The sequence below is a fragment of the Rossellomorea pakistanensis genome (assembly GCF_016908495.1).
Lineage (GTDB): Bacteria > Bacillota > Bacilli > Bacillales > Bacillaceae_B > Rossellomorea > Rossellomorea pakistanensis.
Genome location: NZ_JAFBDZ010000004.1, coordinates 291,625 through 311,169, shown reverse-complemented (window position 1 = coordinate 311,169; position 19,545 = coordinate 291,625). Strand labels below are relative to the sequence as shown.

General features: G+C 38.0%; 16 protein-coding genes and 3 pseudogenes. 10 read left to right on the top strand and 9 right to left on the bottom strand.

Going from position 1 to position 19,545, the window contains the following annotated elements; translation table 11 throughout:
• The first annotated feature begins 12 nt into the window (after nt 1–12).
• The 6 genes from JOC86_RS19080 to JOC86_RS19060 all read left to right on the top strand — a co-directional run bounded on the left by JOC86_RS19080 (nt 13) and on the right by JOC86_RS19060 (nt 8,025).
• Entirely contained in the window at nt 13–909 is an 897-nt protein-coding gene (locus tag JOC86_RS19080) for a carbohydrate ABC transporter permease (protein ID WP_205174718.1), read from the top strand.
• Nucleotide 910: 1 nt separating this feature from the next.
• The gene (locus tag JOC86_RS19075) at nt 911–1,741 is read left to right on the top strand and encodes a carbohydrate ABC transporter permease (RefSeq protein WP_239587706.1); all 831 of its coding nucleotides are present in this window, start codon (nt 911–913) and stop codon (nt 1,739–1,741) included.
• Nucleotides 1,742–1,812: 71 nt separating this feature from the next.
• Complete coding sequence (locus JOC86_RS25210) at nt 1,813–2,859, top strand: glycoside hydrolase family 127 protein (RefSeq protein ID WP_338021788.1); 1,047 nt, start codon at nt 1,813–1,815, stop codon at nt 2,857–2,859.
• Complete coding sequence (locus JOC86_RS25205; RefSeq protein ID WP_338021787.1) at nt 2,840–3,721, top strand: glycoside hydrolase family 127 protein; 882 nt, start codon at nt 2,840–2,842, stop codon at nt 3,719–3,721. Before JOC86_RS25210 ends, JOC86_RS25205 begins: the two co-directional genes overlap by 20 nt.
• A gap of 24 nt (nt 3,722–3,745) precedes the next feature.
• Complete coding sequence (locus tag JOC86_RS19065) at nt 3,746–6,067, top strand: glycoside hydrolase family 127 protein (protein WP_205174531.1); 2,322 nt, start codon at nt 3,746–3,748, stop codon at nt 6,065–6,067.
• Between the two features lie 134 nt (nt 6,068–6,201).
• The gene (locus JOC86_RS19060) at nt 6,202–8,025 is read left to right on the top strand and encodes a M3 family metallopeptidase (RefSeq protein WP_205174530.1); all 1,824 of its coding nucleotides are present in this window, start codon (nt 6,202–6,204) and stop codon (nt 8,023–8,025) included.
• A gap of 202 nt (nt 8,026–8,227) precedes the next feature.
• On the opposite strand, the gene JOC86_RS19055 is transcribed toward JOC86_RS19060, so the two are convergent.
• The 4 genes and pseudogenes from JOC86_RS19055 to JOC86_RS19040 all read right to left on the bottom strand — a co-directional run bounded on the left by JOC86_RS19055 (nt 8,228) and on the right by JOC86_RS19040 (nt 12,430).
• Nucleotides 8,228–8,857 (bottom strand): YesL family protein, encoded by a 630-nt coding sequence (locus tag JOC86_RS19055; protein ID WP_205174529.1) that lies wholly within the window; start codon nt 8,855–8,857, stop codon nt 8,228–8,230.
• A gap of 687 nt (nt 8,858–9,544) precedes the next feature.
• A pseudogene (locus JOC86_RS19050) lies at nt 9,545–10,717 on the bottom strand (CynX/NimT family MFS transporter); the annotation flags it as partial.
• Nucleotides 10,718–10,783: 66 nt separating this feature from the next.
• Nucleotides 10,784–11,638 (bottom strand): annotated as a pseudogene (locus JOC86_RS19045) (EamA family transporter); the annotation flags it as partial.
• Between the two features lie 381 nt (nt 11,639–12,019).
• Entirely contained in the window at nt 12,020–12,430 is a 411-nt protein-coding gene (locus tag JOC86_RS19040; protein ID WP_205174528.1) for an Lrp/AsnC family transcriptional regulator, read from the bottom strand.
• A gap of 118 nt (nt 12,431–12,548) precedes the next feature.
• On the opposite strand from JOC86_RS19040, the gene JOC86_RS19035 reads away from it, so the two are divergent.
• Nucleotides 12,549–13,310 carry an MBL fold metallo-hydrolase gene (locus JOC86_RS19035; protein ID WP_205174527.1) on the top strand — a complete coding sequence of 254 codons (762 nt, stop codon included), beginning with the start codon at nt 12,549–12,551 and terminating at the stop codon, nt 13,308–13,310.
• A gap of 148 nt (nt 13,311–13,458) precedes the next feature.
• On the opposite strand, the gene JOC86_RS19030 is transcribed toward JOC86_RS19035, so the two are convergent.
• From JOC86_RS19030 to JOC86_RS19015, 4 genes are all read right to left on the bottom strand, one after another.
• The gene (locus JOC86_RS19030) at nt 13,459–14,250 is read right to left on the bottom strand and encodes a DUF817 domain-containing protein (protein WP_205174526.1); all 792 of its coding nucleotides are present in this window, start codon (nt 14,248–14,250) and stop codon (nt 13,459–13,461) included.
• Nucleotides 14,251–14,291: 41 nt separating this feature from the next.
• A complete protein-coding gene (locus JOC86_RS19025; protein WP_205174525.1) occupies nt 14,292–14,513 on the bottom strand; it encodes a helix-turn-helix domain-containing protein in 222 nt (73 codons plus the stop codon).
• A gap of 10 nt (nt 14,514–14,523) precedes the next feature.
• Nucleotides 14,524–15,000 carry a DUF2975 domain-containing protein gene (locus JOC86_RS19020; RefSeq protein ID WP_205174524.1) on the bottom strand — a complete coding sequence of 159 codons (477 nt, stop codon included), beginning with the start codon at nt 14,998–15,000 and terminating at the stop codon, nt 14,524–14,526.
• Nucleotides 15,001–15,197: 197 nt separating this feature from the next.
• Nucleotides 15,198–16,139, bottom strand: a complete 942-nt coding sequence (locus tag JOC86_RS19015) for a DMT family transporter (RefSeq protein WP_205174523.1) — start codon at nt 16,137–16,139, stop codon at nt 15,198–15,200.
• A 159-nt stretch (nt 16,140–16,298) separates the two neighbouring features.
• Here JOC86_RS19015 and JOC86_RS19010 point away from each other — a divergent pair, with 159 nt between their 5' ends.
• From JOC86_RS19010 to JOC86_RS25200, 3 genes and pseudogenes are all read left to right on the top strand, one after another.
• Nucleotides 16,299–17,675, top strand: a complete 1,377-nt coding sequence (locus JOC86_RS19010; protein ID WP_205174522.1) for an aminotransferase-like domain-containing protein — start codon at nt 16,299–16,301, stop codon at nt 17,673–17,675.
• Between the two features lie 146 nt (nt 17,676–17,821).
• On the top strand, nt 17,822–18,418 hold the full coding sequence (locus tag JOC86_RS19005; RefSeq protein ID WP_205174521.1) for a class I SAM-dependent methyltransferase: 597 nt from the start codon (nt 17,822–17,824) through the stop codon (nt 18,416–18,418).
• Nucleotides 18,419–18,476: 58 nt separating this feature from the next.
• A pseudogene (locus JOC86_RS25200) lies at nt 18,477–18,623 on the top strand (hypothetical protein); the annotation flags it as partial.
• A gap of 447 nt (nt 18,624–19,070) precedes the next feature.
• Here JOC86_RS25200 and JOC86_RS19000 read toward each other — a convergent pair.
• A complete protein-coding gene (locus JOC86_RS19000) occupies nt 19,071–19,496 on the bottom strand; it encodes a carboxymuconolactone decarboxylase family protein (RefSeq protein ID WP_205174520.1) in 426 nt (141 codons plus the stop codon).
• Between the last annotated feature and the right edge of the window lie 49 nt (nt 19,497–19,545).

Below are 19,545 nucleotides of genomic sequence, written 5' to 3'. Positions count from 1 at the left end.
GTAACGGTTAAAATGAAAGGGATCCATAAATTGCGTCGCAAAGAGATCTTTTGGGGGTATTTTTTTACCCTTCCGGCTATTTTAGGATTACTTATTTGGACAATTGGACCAATGCTTGCGAGCTTGTATTTTAGTTTTACCGATTATAGGGTTATTGGGGACATTCACTGGATAGGATTTGAAAACTACATTGAAATTTTTAAAAACGATCTAAATTTTAAGAAATCGCTCTTTGTTACCTTTTACTTTGCAATCGGAAGTACTGTATTTACCCTAGCCGCTGCATTATTAGTAGCAATTCTTATGAACATGAACGTCAAAGGTCAATCCTTTTTTAGAACCATGTATTATTTGCCGGTCATTGTTCCGGCTGTTGCCTCTAATATATTATGGCTGTGGTTATTTAACCCTGATTTCGGCTTGCTAAATAGCCTATTAGATTTTTTTAGCCTTCCAAAGCTGATGTGGATTTATGATGAGTCTACTGTAATTCCTTCATTAATCTTATTAAGCATTTGGAGTTGCGGTGGAACAGCATTAATCTTCCTAGCAGGATTGCAAGATGTCCCTAAGCAGTTATTAGAGGCCGTAGAAATTGATGGGGGGAATTGGTGGCACAAGTTTAGATTTGTCACGGTTCCATCGATATCACCGGTTATCTTCTTTAATTTGGTTATGGGGCTGATTGGAGCCTTTCAAGCCTTTACCCAAGCCTATGTTATGACAGAAGGTGGCCCGAATAATAGTACATTATTTTATGTTTTTCTGATATACCGTGAAGCGTTTCAAAAGAATAACATGGGATATGCAAGTGCCCTCTCATGGATTTTGTTTATCATTATCTTAATTTTCACATTATTTATCTTTAAATCATCGAAAAGCTGGGTGCATTACGGGGGAGGAAAGTAATTTGACTATAGGAACTGTTAAAAGAACCATTTCGTTTTTTATCTTAATAGTAGGAGCGATTATTAGCTTAGTTCCCTTTATATGGCTTGTTCGTAGTTCTTTAATGACTTCGGCGGAAATATTCGAGTTTCCACCAAAAATTTTTCCTGAAGAGATCCAATGGTCCAACTATATAGAAATATTTTCGATCATTGACTTTTTCCAATACTTTAAAAACACCCTCATTATTTTGGTTCCTGTCATTTTAGGGACTATTATTACCTGTTGTATGTGCGGATATGGTTTTGCCAGGCTACGATTTCCTGGAAAGAATATATGGTTTGGACTCATTATCGCTACGATGATGCTTCCAAGTGCTGTAACGCTTATTCCTACATTTCTAATGTGGTCAGAGCTAAATGCCATAAACACATTTTGGCCATTAATTATCCCCGCCTTTTTCGGTGGTGGAGGCTTCTTTATCTTTTTAATGCGTCAGTTTTTCATGAACATCCCTCGAGAACTTGATGAATCTGCCTTAATTGATGGAGCAAGTCATTTTCAAATATTCACGAAAATCATGTTGCCATTAGTAAAGCCTCCGATTTTAGTCGTTGCTTTCTTTACCTTTATGGGGGTATGGAATGACTTTTTTGGACCCTTGATCTTCTTAAATGATGAATCTAAGTATACGTTAGCACTTGGTCTGTTGCAGTTAAAAGGATCGTACGCTTCCGATTGGCATCTTATGATGGCAGCTTCTGCAATCATGGTCATTCCTGCTATTATTATCTTCTTTATCGGACAGCGTCATTTTATTGAAGGGATTAGTCTAACGGGTATTAAGGGGTAGCTCTACAAACATAACTCCCCTTAGGTTTGTACTGAGACTAGCTTATTATAATTAGAAAGGAGATAAGACAAATGAATGTACTACAACAAAAAAAGTTGAAACCGTTATCATTTACGAATGTTGTGATTGATGATGCCTTTTGGTCACCTCGAATTCAAGTGAATCGTGAACAAACGATTCCCCATCAATATGTACAATGTAAAGAAACAGGACGAATTGATGCGTTTAATCTTACTTGGAAACATGGAATGGATTATGAACCTCATATCTTTTGGGACTCTGATGTAGCCAAGTGGATTGAGGCAGCGAGCTACAGTCTTGCCACCCATCCTGATCCAGAACTAGAAAAATTGGTAGACGATGTGATCTCTTTGATAGCTTCCGCTCAACATCCAGACGGTTATCTTAACATTTACTTTACGGTCGTTAAGCCTGGAGAACGTTGGACAGACTTGAGGGATGCCCATGAATTATACTGTGCCGGACATTTAATTGAAGCAGGGGTTGCGCATTTCGAAGCAACGAAAAAACGAACCCTTCTCGATGTTGTTCTTCGGTATGCAGATCATATTGATTCAGTTTTTGGCATCGAAGAAGGAAAGAAGAGAGGATATTGTGGTCACCAAGAAATTGAGCTAGCACTTGTTAAATTGTATCGGGTTACCGGTGTAAAACGGTACTTAGAATTGAGCCAATACTTTATAGATGAACGCGGGCGTGAACCACACTATTTTATCCTTGAAAAAGAAGTCAAAACAGGATTTTTTCATGATTTTATGAATCACCTGGACAATTTAAAAGAGTATAACCAATCCCATAAACCAGTAAGAGAACAAAGCAAAGTGGTAGGACATTCTGTACGCGCCATGTATATGTATTCGGCAATGGCTGATCTTGCTGGGGAAATTGGAGATGAATCCCTCTTAAAGGCATGTGAACGATTATGGGGTCATCTTCATACGAAGAATATGTTTATAACAGGTGGAATTGGATCAACTGGTAAAAATGAAGGGTTTACCTACGATTATGACCTCCCGAATGAAACATCATATGCAGAGACTTGTGCAGCCATTGGATTAGTTTTTTTGGAACCAAAGAATGCTTCAGCTGGAATGTGATGGAAAATATGCAGATGCCATGGAACGCGCTCTTTATAATGGTGTCATAAGCGGTGTTTCCTTGGACGGGGAAAAATTCTTCTACGCCAATCCTTTAGCTAGTTTGGGTGACCGTCACCGGAAAGAGTGGTTTGGTTGTGCTTGCTGTCCGCCCAACATTGCCAGATTACTAGCTTCTTTAGGTGGTTATATTTATTCTCAAAGCATGGATGATCTAATTGTTCATCTATATATCCAAGGAGAAGCGAAGTTTGATTTACATGGACAACAAATTAAATTGAAACAAAAAACGGAATATCCTTGGAAAGGAAAAGTAACCCTCCATATTGATTTAGAGAAACCAGATGTATTTGGTGTAAAACTAAGAATTCCTGAATGGTGCAAAGAAGCACAGCTTAAGGTAAATAATCAAGAGATAGAAATGACCGGCATTCTTGAAAAAGGATATGTTCGAATGGAACGCGAATGGAAGAATGGAGATACAGTAGAACTAGATTTATTTATGCCTGTTGAAAGGGTCTATTCTCACCCTAATGTAAGACAAAACGTAAATGATGTAGCCCTTCAAAGAGGACCATTAATTTATTGTTTAGAATCTGTAGATAATGTTGAATCCCTGCATAAAATCTCTCTTTCTAAAGATGGAAATCTTACAACTATTTATGATGAAACGCTTCTTGGCGGTGTCATAAAAATTACGGGGGATGCAGAAGTTGTTGGTTACACAGACTGGGGGAATAGACTTTATTGGACGGAAAAAGTAAAAAGTCAGCCCTTTCAAATCATCGCAATCCCCTACTATGCGTGGGATAATCGCGAGCCTGGCCAAATGAGAGTTTGGATACCTGAAGGGAACCAATAATAAAAGAAATGAGAGGAGATTAATATGGCCATTGACCTAAAAGTTGAAACGAATGCAAAGCCTTTTGATTTGAAGGATGTCTCCATTTTAGGTGGACCCTTTAAACATGCGATGGATTTAAACAAGGAATATTTACTGCAAATTGAACCGGATCGATTGCTTGCTAGATTTAGAGAGTATGCTGGACTTGAACCAAAAGCTCCACAATATGAAGGGTGGGAGGCCATGAGTTTATCAGGACATACGCTTGGCCATTACCTTTCTGCATGTTCTATGCTATCTGCATCACTAGACGACCCATGTTTTAGGGAAAGAGTGGATTATATAATAGACGAACTGGAAATTTGCCAGGAGGAACATGGTGATGGATATGTCTCCGGGATTCCACGTGGAAAAGAACTATTCCTTGAAGTCGCGAATGGTGATGTTAGGTCTAAAGGTTTTGACCTGAACGGAGGGTGGGCACCTTTATATACGATACATAAGCTGCTTGCCGGTCTTCGTGATGCCATGCATCTTACAGGAAATAAGAAATCGATAACTATAGCTATTAAACTAGCAGATCGGCTGGATGGTATTTTTGCAAAACTAAGTAACGACCAAATGGAAGAAATGATGATATGCGAATTCGGAGGTATGAATGAAGTATTAGCTGATCTGTATGGAGATACAGGCGATATGAAATATCTAAAGCTCGCTGAACGGTTTTGGCATAAGCTTGTTTTGGATCCGCTTGCAGTACATGAGGATAGTTTGCCTGGAAAACACGCAAATACGCAAATTCCTAAATTGATTGGATTGGCTCGGGAATATGAGCTGACGAATGATGAGAAACGGAAAACAACTACTGAATTTTTCTGGGAACGTGTTGTTCATCGTCATTCCTATGTCACTGGCGGGAATAGTTTTGGAGAATATTTTGGAGAACCGGGCATGCTGACAGATCGGCTTGGTCCCCATACGACAGAGACTTGTAATACTTATAATATGCTAAAACTGACAAGGCATTTATTTCAGTGGAATGCATCGGCTAAAGAAGCCGATTATTACGAACGAGCCCTTTATAATCACATTTTGGCCTCACAGGATCCACTTGAAGGTGGGGTCTGTTATTTTGTGTCGCTAGCAATGGGTGGACATAAAAATTATAACAATAAATTTGATCACTTTACTTGTTGTGTCGGTACGGGAATGGAGAATCACGCTAGTTATGGAAACAGTATTTATTTTCATAATGACGAAAAACTTTATGTGAATCAATATATTCCATCATCGCTCCATTGGAAGGATAAAGGGATTACACTAACACAAGAAACAGACTATCCAGAATCTGATCACATTACTCTCCAAGTAGAGTCTGAGACTCCTGTAACATTTACCATGTGTATTCGTTACCCAATCTGGGCGGAAAATGGCATCCAAGTGAAGGTGAATGGGGGGATTCACCAGATTGATGCTACTCCGGGGAGCTTTGTGGAAATCTCTCGAAACTGGGAAGAAGGTGATCAAGTGGAAGTCACCATTCCATTCACACTAAGGCTTGAGAGTATGCCGGACAATCCGAATCGAGTGGCTGTTATGTACGGGCCATTAGTTCTAGCAGGAGAATTAGGACCGCTTGAGGATCCAAATGCAAAGAGTTATTTATACACACCTGTTATGATACCAAGGGATAAAACACTGACAGAATGGTTACAGCCTGTGGAAGGAAAACGAAATACATTCCGTACGGTTGATACCGGGTATCCTAGGGATCTCGAACTTTATCCGTTCTACCGAATGCATCATAAAATGTATTCAGTCTATTGGGATATATTTACGGAAGAGAAGTGGGCAGAGGCAGAAAATGACTATCATAAAGCCCGTGAAAAAATCAGAATATTAGATGAGTGTACAACTGATTTTGTTCAGCTTGGAGAGATGCAGCCGGAGCGTGATCATCATTTTCAAGGGGAGATTACAAGTATTGGTGCCATGAATAACCGTGCCTTCAGGCAGGCCGGAACAGATGGTTGGTTCTCCGTTGATTTAAATGTAGTTTCGCTCATGAAAGAAAGTCCTCAGTCCGATATGATGCTGGTCATTACTTATACGGAGGCTAAAGAAATAGCGGGATGCGAGTTTGATATTCTTTTAGATGGGAAGAAATTAAGAGATTCCACACAGGGCATTAATGAAACAGATAAATTTTATAACGTAAACTATGTTCTTCCAACGGAAATGATTGATGGGAAAGAGAAAGTGACGGTTATGTTTAAAGCCCAACCGGGTCGTAGAGTCCGAAGGGTCTTCGGATTGAGGATGGTAAATAAGGAACAATATATACAGTTAGGTGTAGGGTCCTAAAGTTATTGTACCTGATCGATAATGACCTTCTATAAAAATAAAATAGAACGGCCTTTTTCCTCTAAGGTCGTTTTTTCTTGGCTTTTAAGCTACTAGCATGAGAAAAAATGAAAAGGAAAGGTGAATTTAAAAATATGACTCTTATTACACGTAAAGAAGTACCTAATGAAGAAACTTGGAATCTAGCAGATATTTTTTCTTCTGATAGGGAATGGGAAAAATCGTACTTCGCCACCGAACGGGAATTAGATGAATTATTGAATGAGAAGATTTCCTTATCAAGTCCGCTTAAAATCCTTCATTATTTGCGAACATACGATTCTTTAATGGAAAGACTTCACCAGATCTCCAGCTATGCGATGTTCAAATACTCGGAGGATGAATCCGATTCTGTAAACCAGAATCGGATGGGGAGATCTCAATTATTAGTGGCTAAAGGGAATAAGGTATCGACGAAACTTGTTAATGAATTAACCCAAATACCGAACGAAGTTATGACACGATACATGGATGATGAAAAGGATCTCCATGATTATGATCGATTCTTACAAAGAATTGAAGAAGCACGTCAGCATTCATTATCTCCAGATATGGAAGAAACTTTGACAGCTTTAGGACAATCTTTAGAATCTCCTGAATCCATCTATCTAACGATCACTTCATCGGACCTAAAGTTTGATCCAGTAAAAGATAGGAATGGAAAAGAAGTACCTGTCTCTCTCCACATGTATATGACCCAGATTGAAACTTCTCCAGATACCATCCTTCGTAGAAATGCATTTAAATCCTTAACGAAAGGACTAAGTAGGTATCAACATGGACTCGCAAAAACCTTAACCAATGAAATTAGTAAAAATGTGTCTTTAGCAAAATTACGAGGATTTCCATCAGCCCTTGATATGCACCTTCAATTTTCACCAGCTTCAAATAACTTTTATACGACAGATGGGATAACAGCTGAGTTTTTCGAACAAATTCTAGATACGTTCCAAGAAAAGCTTTCCCCACACATGCAAAGATATGCGCGTCTAAGAAAAAGTCAGCTCGGCTTAGATAAACTTCTTTTTTCCGATGTGAAAGCGCCCTTAGATCCTAATTTTGATCCACCGATAAGTTATAAGGAGGCTGGGGAAATTATCACGGAGGCTGTAGGGGTACTAGGGTCTGAGTATCAGAATCAAATGCAAAAAGCATTTACCGACAGATGGGTGTATAGAGGAGATAACATGGGCCGAAGAATGATTGCATTTGGTGGAGGAGTTCATGGGGTTCATGGGTATTCTTTCTATCCGTGGGGTGGAAACTTATTTGACATGCTGCTGTTAAGTCATGAGCTCGGGCATACCATACACTATACACTTTCCGCTCAAAATCAACGATTCATTAACAATTCTCAATCGATGTTATTTGTCGAATCACCATCTACCTTAGTTGAGCATTTAGTTGTTCACTATTTACGTGAACATAGAGATGATCCACGACTAAAACGTTGGTTAAATATGTATTTGATGATGAGCTACCATCACAACTGTGTCACTCATGTTTTAGAGGCCGAGTTATTGAGGAGGCTTTATAAAATGTTTGAAAATAACGAACCATTAACGACCGCAATTATTAGTGATACAAAAGGAGAGATTTTATCAGGGTTCTGGGGAGATACCGTTGAGAGTGAGGAAGGGGCAAAATTAACATGGATGAGACAGCCCCATTATTATATGGGTCTGTATCCTTTTACTTATTCAGTTGGGATATCAGCAGCTACGGTCATCGCACAACGAATAAAAGCAGAAGGGGTCAGTATAGGGAGGCAATGGACAAATGTACTTAAAAAGGGTGGCAGCATGAAAGGTCTCGACCTATTTAAAATGGCGGGGCTAGATATGACAACCACAGACATTTTTGATCAGACAGTCGCCTATGTAGGGGCCATCGTTGACGATTTAGAGAAAAGCTTTTAATTTTTATAATTTCCAGGTTCAAGCTAATGATTTTAAAGCTAAAGCTATTTCAAATGGGCGAATTGTATTAGAATAACCCATAATTCAGACATTCCTTATCATATGTTATGAATATAAGGCATCATCCTCTTGTGCAGCAGATAGGGAAAGACCTATCTTGTTAACACAAGAGGGATCCTATCGTTCTCCCTTTAGTTTATATTTAGGATACCTCTTTTTTAAAGCTAATGTTTTTTTGCCTTTCGACTTTTCTAAACGATTTGCTGCATAAATAATAATTGAAGTAAGCAACAATACTCGATAATACTAGAAAGGAGAGGGGGATAACACTGGTAGCTAGGACCACAACAGTCAGCATTAATATTCCTAATATCGTTGTAAGGGGGTGACTAATCGAAAATAAAAATGAATTCTTTATAATCCCAATCCCATTATTTTTGTAGTTCACCATGATTGGAAAGAGATAGATTGAAGTGAATAAGAATAATACCCCAATGAATATTAAGGTAGGCAACAGAACATTCTTAAGCGAACCATCCATTTGAAAACCTACAAATATGTTAAAAGAGATTAAAACACCTAGGCAAGTCCAAATTATTCCCAAAATGAAGCCTTGCTTAAAATGATCTTTAAAAAATTTAAAAAACATTCTTGTGAGACTTGGTTCCTCTTTCCTTAACCAACTTCTTACCACGCCAAACATTGCGGCTGTAGCAGGGAATATAGTAAAAATAGGTAAACAAAAAATGATCCATAGCATATTAAGTAGAAGAAAATCCGTTATCTTTTCGAGAAATCTGTAAGCCCGACTATCAAAATTAAAAATGTTCATAATAGGTTCCCCTTATAGAATTCATTTTGAACATGTTGCTCCTTAAGGATATTTTTTATTGGAATCCATATAACAAGTTCTGGATGATAGAGAACTGAATTTTGTTAGTTCCCCTCTATAAACCTGTTTTCATTTTCAGAATATATCTGTTCACCAAGCTGTACCCCATTTTTTATCAACTTTTCCTTTTTAACATCCTATATTGTGGGTAGTTTCGTCTGCTGCAAAAGAGTAAGCATTACTTATACGTACAACTAGCTTAATTATACACTATTTCATCCATAATACATATGAAAAAAAGCATTATGAAATCATTTTGTTTATTGGTAAAAGTATAGACAGGATACCAACTTTTCTTAAACTCAATAAGCATTACTAGTCATGCTTCTGTCATTTATAAAATAAAAAAGTACGTAAAATTAGGTCATATATTAATGATTCTTCTAACTTATCAGTATGAATTTTCTGCTGATTGAACGTCCACAGCTCCTCTATAGTGTAAGGGTGGGCGTGTCAACAAAGGTTTTACTGATCTTTATAAAAAAGAGCTCGGAACGTTGTTAGAAAATACAAGTAGGCTTGATAGCTTGATTGAAATGAAGATCTTGGGGAAATAAAAAAGCTTGTAGAAAAATGGATCATTTCTCTACAAGCTGACCATCTGTTATCTGCGTTAAAACCTCAAAATCATAAAACCTTCTTTGCTGGATACATCTCTTTCTGTCGTTCCCCATCCGGTACCACGTACAAATCCCTTCCAGCTAAAAGCCCAGTAAAAAACTGAAACAAGACAGCGGCAAAAAGGATCATCAAAGGAACCGTCCACGAATGGGTAAAGTCACGAAGGTATCCGAACAGCATCGGTCCAATGGCCGCAAGTGAATAGCCGAGAGATTGGGCCATGCCTGATAGTTCCCCGACATGTTCAGGGGTGCTCGCCCGTAAACCAAGAAAGGTGAGGGCGAGACTGAAGCTGGCTCCTTGGGCGAGTCCGATACACACCACCCATAGCGCAGCCCATCCGATGGAACTATTGAATAACCCTACTAACCCGGTGACATAAAGAATACTAATCATCCCAACGAACACCCTCTGATCAGGGTAGCGATCAGCGAGAAGGGGGATGAGAAACGAAGCAGGAAGCGCCGCAAGCTGTGCCAGTGACAGCATCCATCCGGCAGTGGCGACACTTAAACCCTGATCAATGAGAATTTCCGGAAGCCAAGCCACAGTGATGTAAAAAGCTAACGATGTGAATCCCATAAATGAAGTCACCTGCCAGGCCAGCGGTGAACGCCACATTCCGCCCATCTTTACTTTCGTTACTTGTCCTTTGGAATCTCCTTTATTGAGAATTTGAGGAATCCAAATGACAACAGCAATGACCCCCAATATTGCCCAAACGGCAAGAGAACCATTCCAATTTAAACTATTCGTAAGTGGAACGCTAATACCCGCCGCAAGACCTGCGAAAACGCCCATAGAAGTTGAGTAAATCCCCGTCATCATACCTACTTTACCGGGGAATTTATGCTTGATTAGCCCAGGCAACAACACGTTACAGACGGCAATCGCAAGGCCAAGCAGAGCTGTACCCATGAATAACATCACGATAGAAGGAATAAAACGCATTAAGGTTCCTATTGTTAAAGCGATTAATCCGGCAAACAGCATGATTTCATTCCCAAACCGCCGCCCCAGCCTTGGTGCAAGAATGGACAAACCTGCAAATCCAATGAGCGGAATGGTTGTGATCAATCCTGCTTGCACATTGGATAACCCCATATCCGTACGGATGTCTCCAATTAATGGTCCTACAGATGTCAGAGCAGGACGCAAATTCGCGGCAACCAAGACAATCCCGAGTATAAGAAGGATCGTGGTGGTGCGTGATGAGGAGGACGTTCGTTTACCTATTGATCGATTTAAATTGCCCATAATAATCCCCCCTATAATCAAAATAACTCCAATCCACTGCCAAATGCTAATGTTTTCAGCCAAGATCAAAGCGGACATGAGAACAGCAACAGGAAGCTCGGAAGCCGATAATATCGTGCCAAGTCCCGGCCCAACATGTGGCATCCCGATGGAAAATAACAACGGTGGTAAAGCAACCCCAAATAACCTTAGAAATAAACCAAATTGCGATACTCCCACGAGGGTAGGGAAATCCAATAGAAACACAGGAGGAAATAAAAGAAGAACAATAATCGAACCTCCTGTTGAAAAAAGAGCACTTTTTAGTATAGGGGGAACATTTTTTCCGACTATGCTGCTAACAAGAATAAAGGTTGAGAACGTTATAGCGGCAAGGAATCCCCAAATGGCACCTTCAAATGATAAAGACTTCACACCATCTCCAAAAAGACCAGCGGCTAGAACGGATCCGAACAGAAGAATCACTATCGAAACGACTTTTCCCCTCGTTGGTTTTTTTCGATAGAGGATCCATTCCATGAGGGTGCCAATCCAAACAAATTGAAATAAAAAGATAATGGCCAAGGAAGCATCAAGTGTTTGTAACGCCTTATAATAAAACACACCTGTTAAGCCCATAGGGAATCCAGATACTAGAATCTTCAGGACTAGAGATAATTTCATTTTATTCTTTCTAGTAAAAAGAACAACCACCCATAAAAGCAACGTTCCAAGGATAAATTGACTTCCGGTTACTTCTGCCATTGAGTAACCAGCGGCGTATGCAATCTTTACAAATGTTGATAACACTCCAAAACAGCATCCGCCTAGGAAAACGATGAGTGCATAATGCCATGTCTTCATTCTAATCCTCCTTTCCTTCACATAAAAAAACACACAACTGTCTTAAGACAGTTGTGTGGCGAAAATAGAGTAAGCTCTAGAAAAATCCACAGTTCCAAAAGGATTTTAATATGGAAATATTTATTATTGAAATAATAAAACTGAAATCGTGATCTGTCAATGGTTAAAAATAAATAGTTAGAAGAATGCCGGGTTCTATTTTTAAGTACAAAATCCAAATTAAATGGATTGCTTTTATATCAAGGTATTCTTAGCTGGCGAAATTAGAAAAAGATCCGTGGCTTCGAGCCTCTGATCTCCATAATTTATAAAAGCTTATTCTATGATAGCACCAGTTAGTTTAAGTGGATTTATTCACAATGATTGATTGCTTTAGATGTACTATTTATTAATAACAATCGATAATTTATAGCTCACATAATTGCTTAAGCTTGTCAAAAATTCATCTACTATTTCATTGGATGGAAATTTGCATTCGAGAAGGTAACAACTTTCTCCGCTGATTTTGTAGTTGTTTATGACGTATTGTTCTTGTTTTTTTAAGTAAGACAGATAAGGTTGATGATTTGTGGCTTTTGTGAAAATATGGATCATTGCGTGAACCGAATACCCCATTTTTTCTTGATTGATTTGAATGGTATACCCTTCAATAATCCCATTATCCTCTAACTTCGCAACCCTGGCTGAAGCAGCCTGCCCAGTCAAATGGACCTTTTCACCTAATTCCTTCATCGTGATCCGACTGTTTTTGGAAAGTTCATCTATGATTCGCATATCCGTGCTATCTAACATTTATTCAAATCCTTTCAATAATCAAGTGAAACGGCAAAAAGACTTGATTTTATCTATGTATCTCAAAAGTGGTCCTATTATAAATTAGATGTACAGTAAAGAAAAGGAGCTCATGAATATGAATATACAACAAATTCGAAATGCAACAATCGTTGTCCAATATGCAGGGAAGAAGTTTTTAATAGATCCATTTTTAGCTGAGAAAGGTACTTACCCGCCCTTTCCCAATTCATTAAGACAAGATCAAAATAATCCTTTAGTCAGCTTACCAACCTCCATTGACGTTATTAGGAATAATGTAGATGCTGTCATTGTAACTCATTTACACTTAGATCACTATGATGATGCTGCCAAAGAGGCACTGCCAAAAGAGATAAAAATGTTTGTACAAAATGAAGAAGATGCTAAAGTAGTTCAAAATGATGGTTTTCAAAATGTAGAGGTTTTAAAGGAAGATACTATCTTTGAGGATATCCAATTAGTTAAAACAAAAGGCGAGCATGGGAGAGGAGAAATAGTAAACATTGCGGGCCGAGTGTGTGGCGTTGTTTTCAAACACCCAACTGAAAAAACTTTATATATAGCTGGAGATACTGTTTGGTATGAAGCTATTCATGAAGTAATCGAAACACACAAACCAGCAATCATTGTTGTAAATGCTGGTGATAATCAATTCCTAGAAGGCGGTTCTCTCGTAATGGGGAAAGAGGATGTGTATGAAGTGTATAAGGCTGCCCCTCATGCAAAAATTATGGCAAGCCATATGGAAGCTGTAAATCATTGGACATTATCAAGGGAAGAATTAAAAAGATTTATTCATGAAAAAGGAATCTCCTCTAATGTTTTAGTGCCAGATGACGGAGAATCTTACTCATTTTAGGAATCAGAACAGACAGGAAAAATAAAATTTCTGTCTGTTTTGATGTGTAAAAGTAAAAAGGTTTTATTAAACTATCCCTGCCCGATAGTTAAATCGAATTCTTACTAATGCTAAGGATCCGACTTTTTTAAAAGAGGGTTCTTAATAGTTATAAAAATGGACTAGTACCTATCCTAGTGGAATTTTTCCCCTTAACCTGCTTTAACGTCGCTACAATAAGAAAGCTAACAATCACTAATAAGAGCCATGAACTCACCTTTCCTAGATGAACGAGACTCCAGGCATCGGTTTGGTTTGGATATTCCCAAGCGCCAAAGAACGTTGCGATATTTTCGGCTATCCATATAAAAAATCCAATGAGCACAAAAGAAAGTGCGAGTGGCATACGATAACGAGTTCCATTAACCTCGTATGTGACCCATGATGGCCAAAAGACGATCATGACAAGTCCAGATAACCACCATCGGACGTCAATCCAATAATGGTGGGTGAAAAAATTCAAATAAATCGCAGCTGCAAGAGGGACAACGACCAAAAACGGCGGCCACTTTACCAGCTCAACCTTAAGCCTTCTCCACGCCTGACAAAGATAACTCGCTACACTTGCGTACATGAATCCGCTATACAAAGGCACTCCAAAAAATTTGGAATATCCTTCCTCTGGATAAGACCATGAGCCCATATGGACCTTAAAAAGTTCAAGAGCAAGCCCAATAAGGTGGAACAATGTGATCACCTTTAGTTCGTCCCGTGTTTCAAGCCCAGAACGCACCATCCACCACTGCATCAGAAGGCAGATGATGAGCAGCCAGTCATAACGAGGCAGGAAGGGAAGTGGCACGATTTGTGTTAAAGCCAAAGAGGCAAAAATCACGACAGGAAACAAACAGGATAGGGCCTGCTCCCAACCAAAATGAACGAGTGGTTTTAGTGCTCTCATGAATTGTGCCTCTCCTTCCAATGTTAAATATTCCTACTTCATTAATCTTGGGTGTCTTCATCCCTTCGATATTCTAAAAGATCTCCAGGCTGACACTCTAAAGCCTTACAAATCGCCTCTAAAGTGGATAACCGAATCGCTTTAGCCTTCCCGTTTTTCAATATCGAAAGGTTAGCCATTGTGATTCCAACCCTCTCCGAAAGTTCTGTTACACTCATTTTCCTTTTAGCCAGCATCACATCAATATTGATTATTATTGCCATATTCATCACCTCAGACCGTTAAGTCATTTTCTGATTTTATATCCATCGCTTCTTGTAAAAGTCTTTGAAGAACAGCAGCGAATACTGCGATTACCATTGAAGCAAAGATAGGGACCATTCCGATTATGATGAGACCTGGGGCATCGTCTTTCTCTGCTACGAGATACACAAATGGCAGCATGACCAAATATAAACCACTGATGGTCATGGCACATAATTTGATCTTCTTTAGAGCTTTAACAGACAATTCAGAGAAAGCTTTGTTCTTGTCAATATAGATTAAAAGTCTAAAAGCCTGGTACAATGCAATGTAAAACGGGATCGCCGATACATACATACCTATTACAATGGGATAGAGTATATAGGCATAATCTGGATTTACTGGATGATTAGCTAACCAGGGCAACCCATATATACACAAAGCAAGAACCGGAGTTCCAATAAGAAAAACAGCTATCTTTAAAAAGAGTGTTGAACCATGTTTCATAAAAAGCACCTCACTTATTTATTGTCATATTGATATTAATCTATAATTTATCGTTTTGCAATAAATTTTTATTTATTTTAATAATATTTTTGTTGTTAACATGTGATGATTTAGACAAAGATAAAAAGCATTCCTCATGAAAAAGAAATGCTCAAAACGGACGGGTTTTCACCTCATACATTGAAAGAGTATTAACTTTACTGTTCATTGTTTTCATATTTAATGATTTCACATTCTCCGGTTTTCTCTAATCGTGATCCTTTCTTTGTAACGGCAGCATTTTTGCCTAATATAACAGAAAAAACAACAACCACTGCTATTACAAGAGTGAAAAATGTGATCGATTCATCGAGGAAAACTGTTGCAAATAGGATCATCAAAAATGGTTGTAGGTATTGAATCTGACTAACTTTTGCTATTCCGCCCATAGCCATTCCGCTATACCAAGCAACATAGGCTAGAAATTGACTAACAACTGCGAGATAAATAAAACTGACCCAAGCTTGTAAAGGGGCATGGAGCATTTCAGTTGTAAGGTTTAGCCCAACTGGAATAATGAAGAATGGGGCACCGATCATAATCGCCCAAGCAATGACTTGCCAGCTGCCTAATTCTTTTGCTAATTTCCCCCCTTCTGCGTAACTAAGTCCAAGTATCATCACGGCAGCTAGTAAAGCTAAATCGGCAAATTGTAATTGACCGAACCCTAGATGAAGGGCATACACCATAACAGCTAAAGAGCCGATGATACTTGAAATCCAGAATTTGAGAGAAGGGACTTCACCAGCTATAAACATTGCAAATCCGGCTGTAGCTAATGGTAACAGAGCTAATTCCACAGCTCCATGAGAAACAGGCAAGGATTCCATTGCCTTAGAAGTGAGGAGTGGAAATCCTAAAACGGCACCACAAGCAACAACCAGTAAACTTTTAAATTGGCGGGGAGAAGGGAGTTTTTCTCTTCGAACAATTAAGACAACAGCCACTAAAATAGCGGCAACAACGGTTCTTCCTAAGCCAACGACCGTGGTCCCAAAATACTCTACTGCTATACTTGTAGAAGGGAGCGTTAAGCTAAAGCAAATAACACCTACTAATCCCAACAATAATCCAAATTTCTCTCTGGTTTCTGTCTGCATCTTGTCCTACCGCCTTTTTACTTCGAATTATATCTGTACCGTTTTCTGCATTTCTTAAAAAAACAGTTTGATATAATTAAAATATTAATAGGTACACACGATAAAAATAAACCAGTTTTTTACCCATCTGTACCGGTACAGATGAAGGGGGATTCATGTATGAGATCAAAATATACTGAGATAATGGAAGAAATGAAGCGTCGGCTAGCGGATGGGTCGCTTATTGCAGGGAGTAAACTCCCTTCTGTTCGTCAGCTGTCTGAGCATTTTTCATGCAGCAAAAATACGGTCATCAAAGCATACGAAGAACTAGAAAAAGAGCATTTAATTTATTCTGTTCCTAAAAGCGGCTACTTTGTTGTGAATGAATTTCAAAATGCGACGAATGAAAATGAAGTGATTGATTTCTTGTCTGCTGGCCCAGATAAAAATGTTATGCCTTATATTGAATTTCAACATTGTATAAATCAAGCAATTGAACAATATAAGGAAGAGCTTTTTACATACTCTGATCAACAAGGGCTTTACTCATTACGAGTACAGGTAGTGAAATATTTGCAGAATCTACAGGTGTTTACACAACTTGAAAGAGTAGTCGTTGTTTCTGGCTCGCAGCAAGCCCTGAATATATTAGCTTCTATGCCGTTTCCGAATGGCAAAAACAATATTTTAATTGAGCAGCCTACTTATTTCGGATTCATTGAGTCGATCCATTTACAACAAGCGACTACTTTTGGAATTGAGTTATCGATGGAAGGTATTGATCTTGATCGTCTGGAATACATTTTTCGAAATAATGATATAAAATTTTTCTATATAATCCCGAGATTTCACAATCCACTTGGACATTGTTACTCGAATCGCGAAAAGAAAAAAATTGTGGAGTTAGCTGAAAAATACGATGTATATATAGTGGAAGATGATTTTTTAGGAGACCTTGACCCAAATGCAAAATCAGATCCTTTATTTTCTTTTGATCCTTCCGGGAGAGTGATTTATATTAAAAGCTTTTCGAAAGTTTTCCTCCCAGGGTTAAGAATTGCTGCTGTCGTTCTTCCTGCAATAATGATGAACCATTTTCTACGATATAAATTTAGTTCGGATTTTAATAGTTCAGCACTTTCTCAAGGTGCGCTGGAAATCTATTTAAAAAGTAGGATGTTCAATAGCCATCTCAAAAAAATAAAAGAGGTATACTATACTAAAATGCAAATCCTTCAAGAAGCCTGTGAACTATTGCTGCCGGCTAACACTCATTTTTCAAAACCGACTTCAGGATTTTATCTATCCATCCGTTTGCCCGAGAATGTGACAGCCAAACAGGTCGTTCATATGCTAAACGAGCAGCGAGTATTTGTTGATGATGCCTCTAGAATGTTTTTGCCAGAATATAAAAAGGAAAATCTCCTTCGATTATGCATCTCTCAAGTGAACGAGAGTCAAATTAAACCAGGGGTAGAACGATTGGCTCATTGTATTTCTTTACTGAACAGTAGAAAAAATCATATTCCTCCAAATAACTTTTTACTTTTTTAGTAGGGGGAAGTTTATATAGAGGGGTAGAGTTTCAGAGACCACGGGGGTCTATACGAAAGGGGTTGAGGGGAGAATCGCCCCTCAAGGTTTTGATTTTTGATATAATGACCACTATGTAGCTTTAATTAATAAATTGGGAGTGGAATATGGAAAATAACGTGTTTGAACAGATGGCAAAAAGATATGATACAGAAGAAAGAATGGAATTAGCTAAAGTTATCGTTAAGGAAGTAAGACCAGAATTACGAAATAGTAAATCAAAATCTTTAATTGACTATGGAAGCGGTACTGGTCTAATTAGTTTAGAATTATCAGATTTAGTTGATACTATTTTGTTGGTAGATTCATCCAAACAAATGTTGGAGGTTGCGAAAGCTAAAATTTCTCACAAAGGAATGACCAACTCAAAAGTGCTTTATTCAGATTTTACTCAAGAAACTCCTGAACTTAAGGCAGACATCGTTTTAATGTCACTAGTCCTTCTTCATATTCCGGATACTCAAAAAATTTTACAAGAGTTGTTCAACATTTTAAATAATGGTGGCAAGCTAGTGATTATTGATTTTGACAAAAACGATAAAATAAATCATCCGAAAGTTCATAACGGCTTTTCACATGAAGAACTGAAACAAAGATTATCCGAAGTTGGATTTAAATCAATTGAAATGAAGACATTCTATCATGGTAATCGTATTTTTATGAATCAAGATGCCTCCATGTTTATATCCAGTAGTATAAAGTGATTTCTTGTTTTTTATTTCTTATTTCACACAATCTCTATTTCAAGGGGGGCTTTGACCTGTTGAAGTTATTCAACATACAATATCTGCTCTTGCAGCAGGAACTAAAGAAACATCTTCCAGTTCAGAAGGTGTTGCATTAGAACTTAAGAACAAGTTAGGTTCTATGGATGAGATATCAAGTGCTGCATCCTCGCTTTCCCATTAAGCTGAAGATTTACAGGTAATAGTGAACGATTCAAATATTAAGCAAGAACATGATCGGATGATTAATTATTCATCTGATCATGTTTTTTATATCTTCATTCAGAGAACCTTGTCCATAAATTGATATAAATGAAGCATTCAATAGGTTCTAATATAATTTTAGATAACTTACTTTGCTAGGGTATACTTTTCTAATGCATGTCCCTTATTGTACTTCTCCAAACCGAGACATAATTATAAAGAAGGATTTTGCAAATAACAAACCATTGCCTTAATAATTATTATACCTTTACATTTCTTAAAACATTTTCTTATTTTTATTGAACAAATGAACTTACTACTGAAAGGAATAAGCCGAAAAACTAAACCAATCCTAATCCTAACAAAGATCTACAACAAAAAAGAACTTTAATCTCTCCTTGACCAATATCCTTTTAGGAAATAAGAGTTAGGGCAACTCTGGTACTTGCGGTTCTAATTTCATAATGGCTCCAAAATACTGTGATGCAGCAGTAAAAGTGATAAACGCACAAAGCTCGCTAATTTCCTCATCAGACAGGCACTCTTTCAACACATTAAAAGCAGCATCTGTTATATCTCCTTTCTGCTTAATAAATACCTCTGCAAATCCTACCGCAATTGAGATTTTTTCATCAAACAAATGAAGTTCAGGTTTTCCCTTGGCTTTACAATACGCACAACCATTACTTTGTGCTAAAGTTCTCCTTACTTGTTCTTTTAATTGAGCAGTAAGTTTTCCTCCTTTCTCCAATGCATCTCCCAGTCTATTCCATGATATTAATATCTCCTTGTTATGCCCCAAAAGTTTTTGAAAGGGAGTTGATCCGTACTGTGATTCCTCAATTCTTGCCATATTTAATCCCTCCTTGTAATATATATCATATCGAATTATTTTGTTCTTT

What these genes read in the sequence shown, in the direction of transcription:
- JOC86_RS19080 (WP_205174718.1), top strand. Translation starts at nt 13, where the DNA reads ATGAAAGGGATCCATAAATTGCGTCGCAAAGAGATCTTTTGGGGGTAT.
- JOC86_RS25210 (WP_338021788.1), top strand. Translation starts at nt 1,813, where the DNA reads ATGAATGTACTACAACAAAAAAAGTTGAAACCGTTATCATTTACGAAT.
- JOC86_RS25205 (WP_338021787.1), top strand. Translation starts at nt 2,840, where the DNA reads ATGCTTCAGCTGGAATGTGATGGAAAATATGCAGATGCCATGGAACGC.
- JOC86_RS19065 (WP_205174531.1), top strand. Translation starts at nt 3,746, where the DNA reads ATGGCCATTGACCTAAAAGTTGAAACGAATGCAAAGCCTTTTGATTTG.
- JOC86_RS19060 (WP_205174530.1), top strand. Translation starts at nt 6,202, where the DNA reads ATGACTCTTATTACACGTAAAGAAGTACCTAATGAAGAAACTTGGAAT.
- JOC86_RS19055 (WP_205174529.1), bottom strand. Translation starts at nt 8,857, where the DNA reads ATGAACATTTTTAATTTTGATAGTCGGGCTTACAGATTTCTCGAAAAG.
- JOC86_RS19040 (WP_205174528.1), bottom strand. Translation starts at nt 12,430, where the DNA reads ATGTTAGATAGCACGGATATGCGAATCATAGATGAACTTTCCAAAAAC.
- JOC86_RS19035 (WP_205174527.1), top strand. Translation starts at nt 12,549, where the DNA reads ATGAATATACAACAAATTCGAAATGCAACAATCGTTGTCCAATATGCA.
- JOC86_RS19030 (WP_205174526.1), bottom strand. Translation starts at nt 14,250, where the DNA reads ATGAGAGCACTAAAACCACTCGTTCATTTTGGTTGGGAGCAGGCCCTA.
- JOC86_RS19025 (WP_205174525.1), bottom strand. Translation starts at nt 14,513, where the DNA reads ATGGCAATAATAATCAATATTGATGTGATGCTGGCTAAAAGGAAAATG.
- JOC86_RS19020 (WP_205174524.1), bottom strand. Translation starts at nt 15,000, where the DNA reads ATGAAACATGGTTCAACACTCTTTTTAAAGATAGCTGTTTTTCTTATT.
- JOC86_RS19015 (WP_205174523.1), bottom strand. Translation starts at nt 16,139, where the DNA reads ATGCAGACAGAAACCAGAGAGAAATTTGGATTATTGTTGGGATTAGTA.
- JOC86_RS19010 (WP_205174522.1), top strand. Translation starts at nt 16,299, where the DNA reads ATGAGATCAAAATATACTGAGATAATGGAAGAAATGAAGCGTCGGCTA.
- JOC86_RS19005 (WP_205174521.1), top strand. Translation starts at nt 17,822, where the DNA reads ATGGAAAATAACGTGTTTGAACAGATGGCAAAAAGATATGATACAGAA.
- JOC86_RS19000 (WP_205174520.1), bottom strand. Translation starts at nt 19,496, where the DNA reads ATGGCAAGAATTGAGGAATCACAGTACGGATCAACTCCCTTTCAAAAA.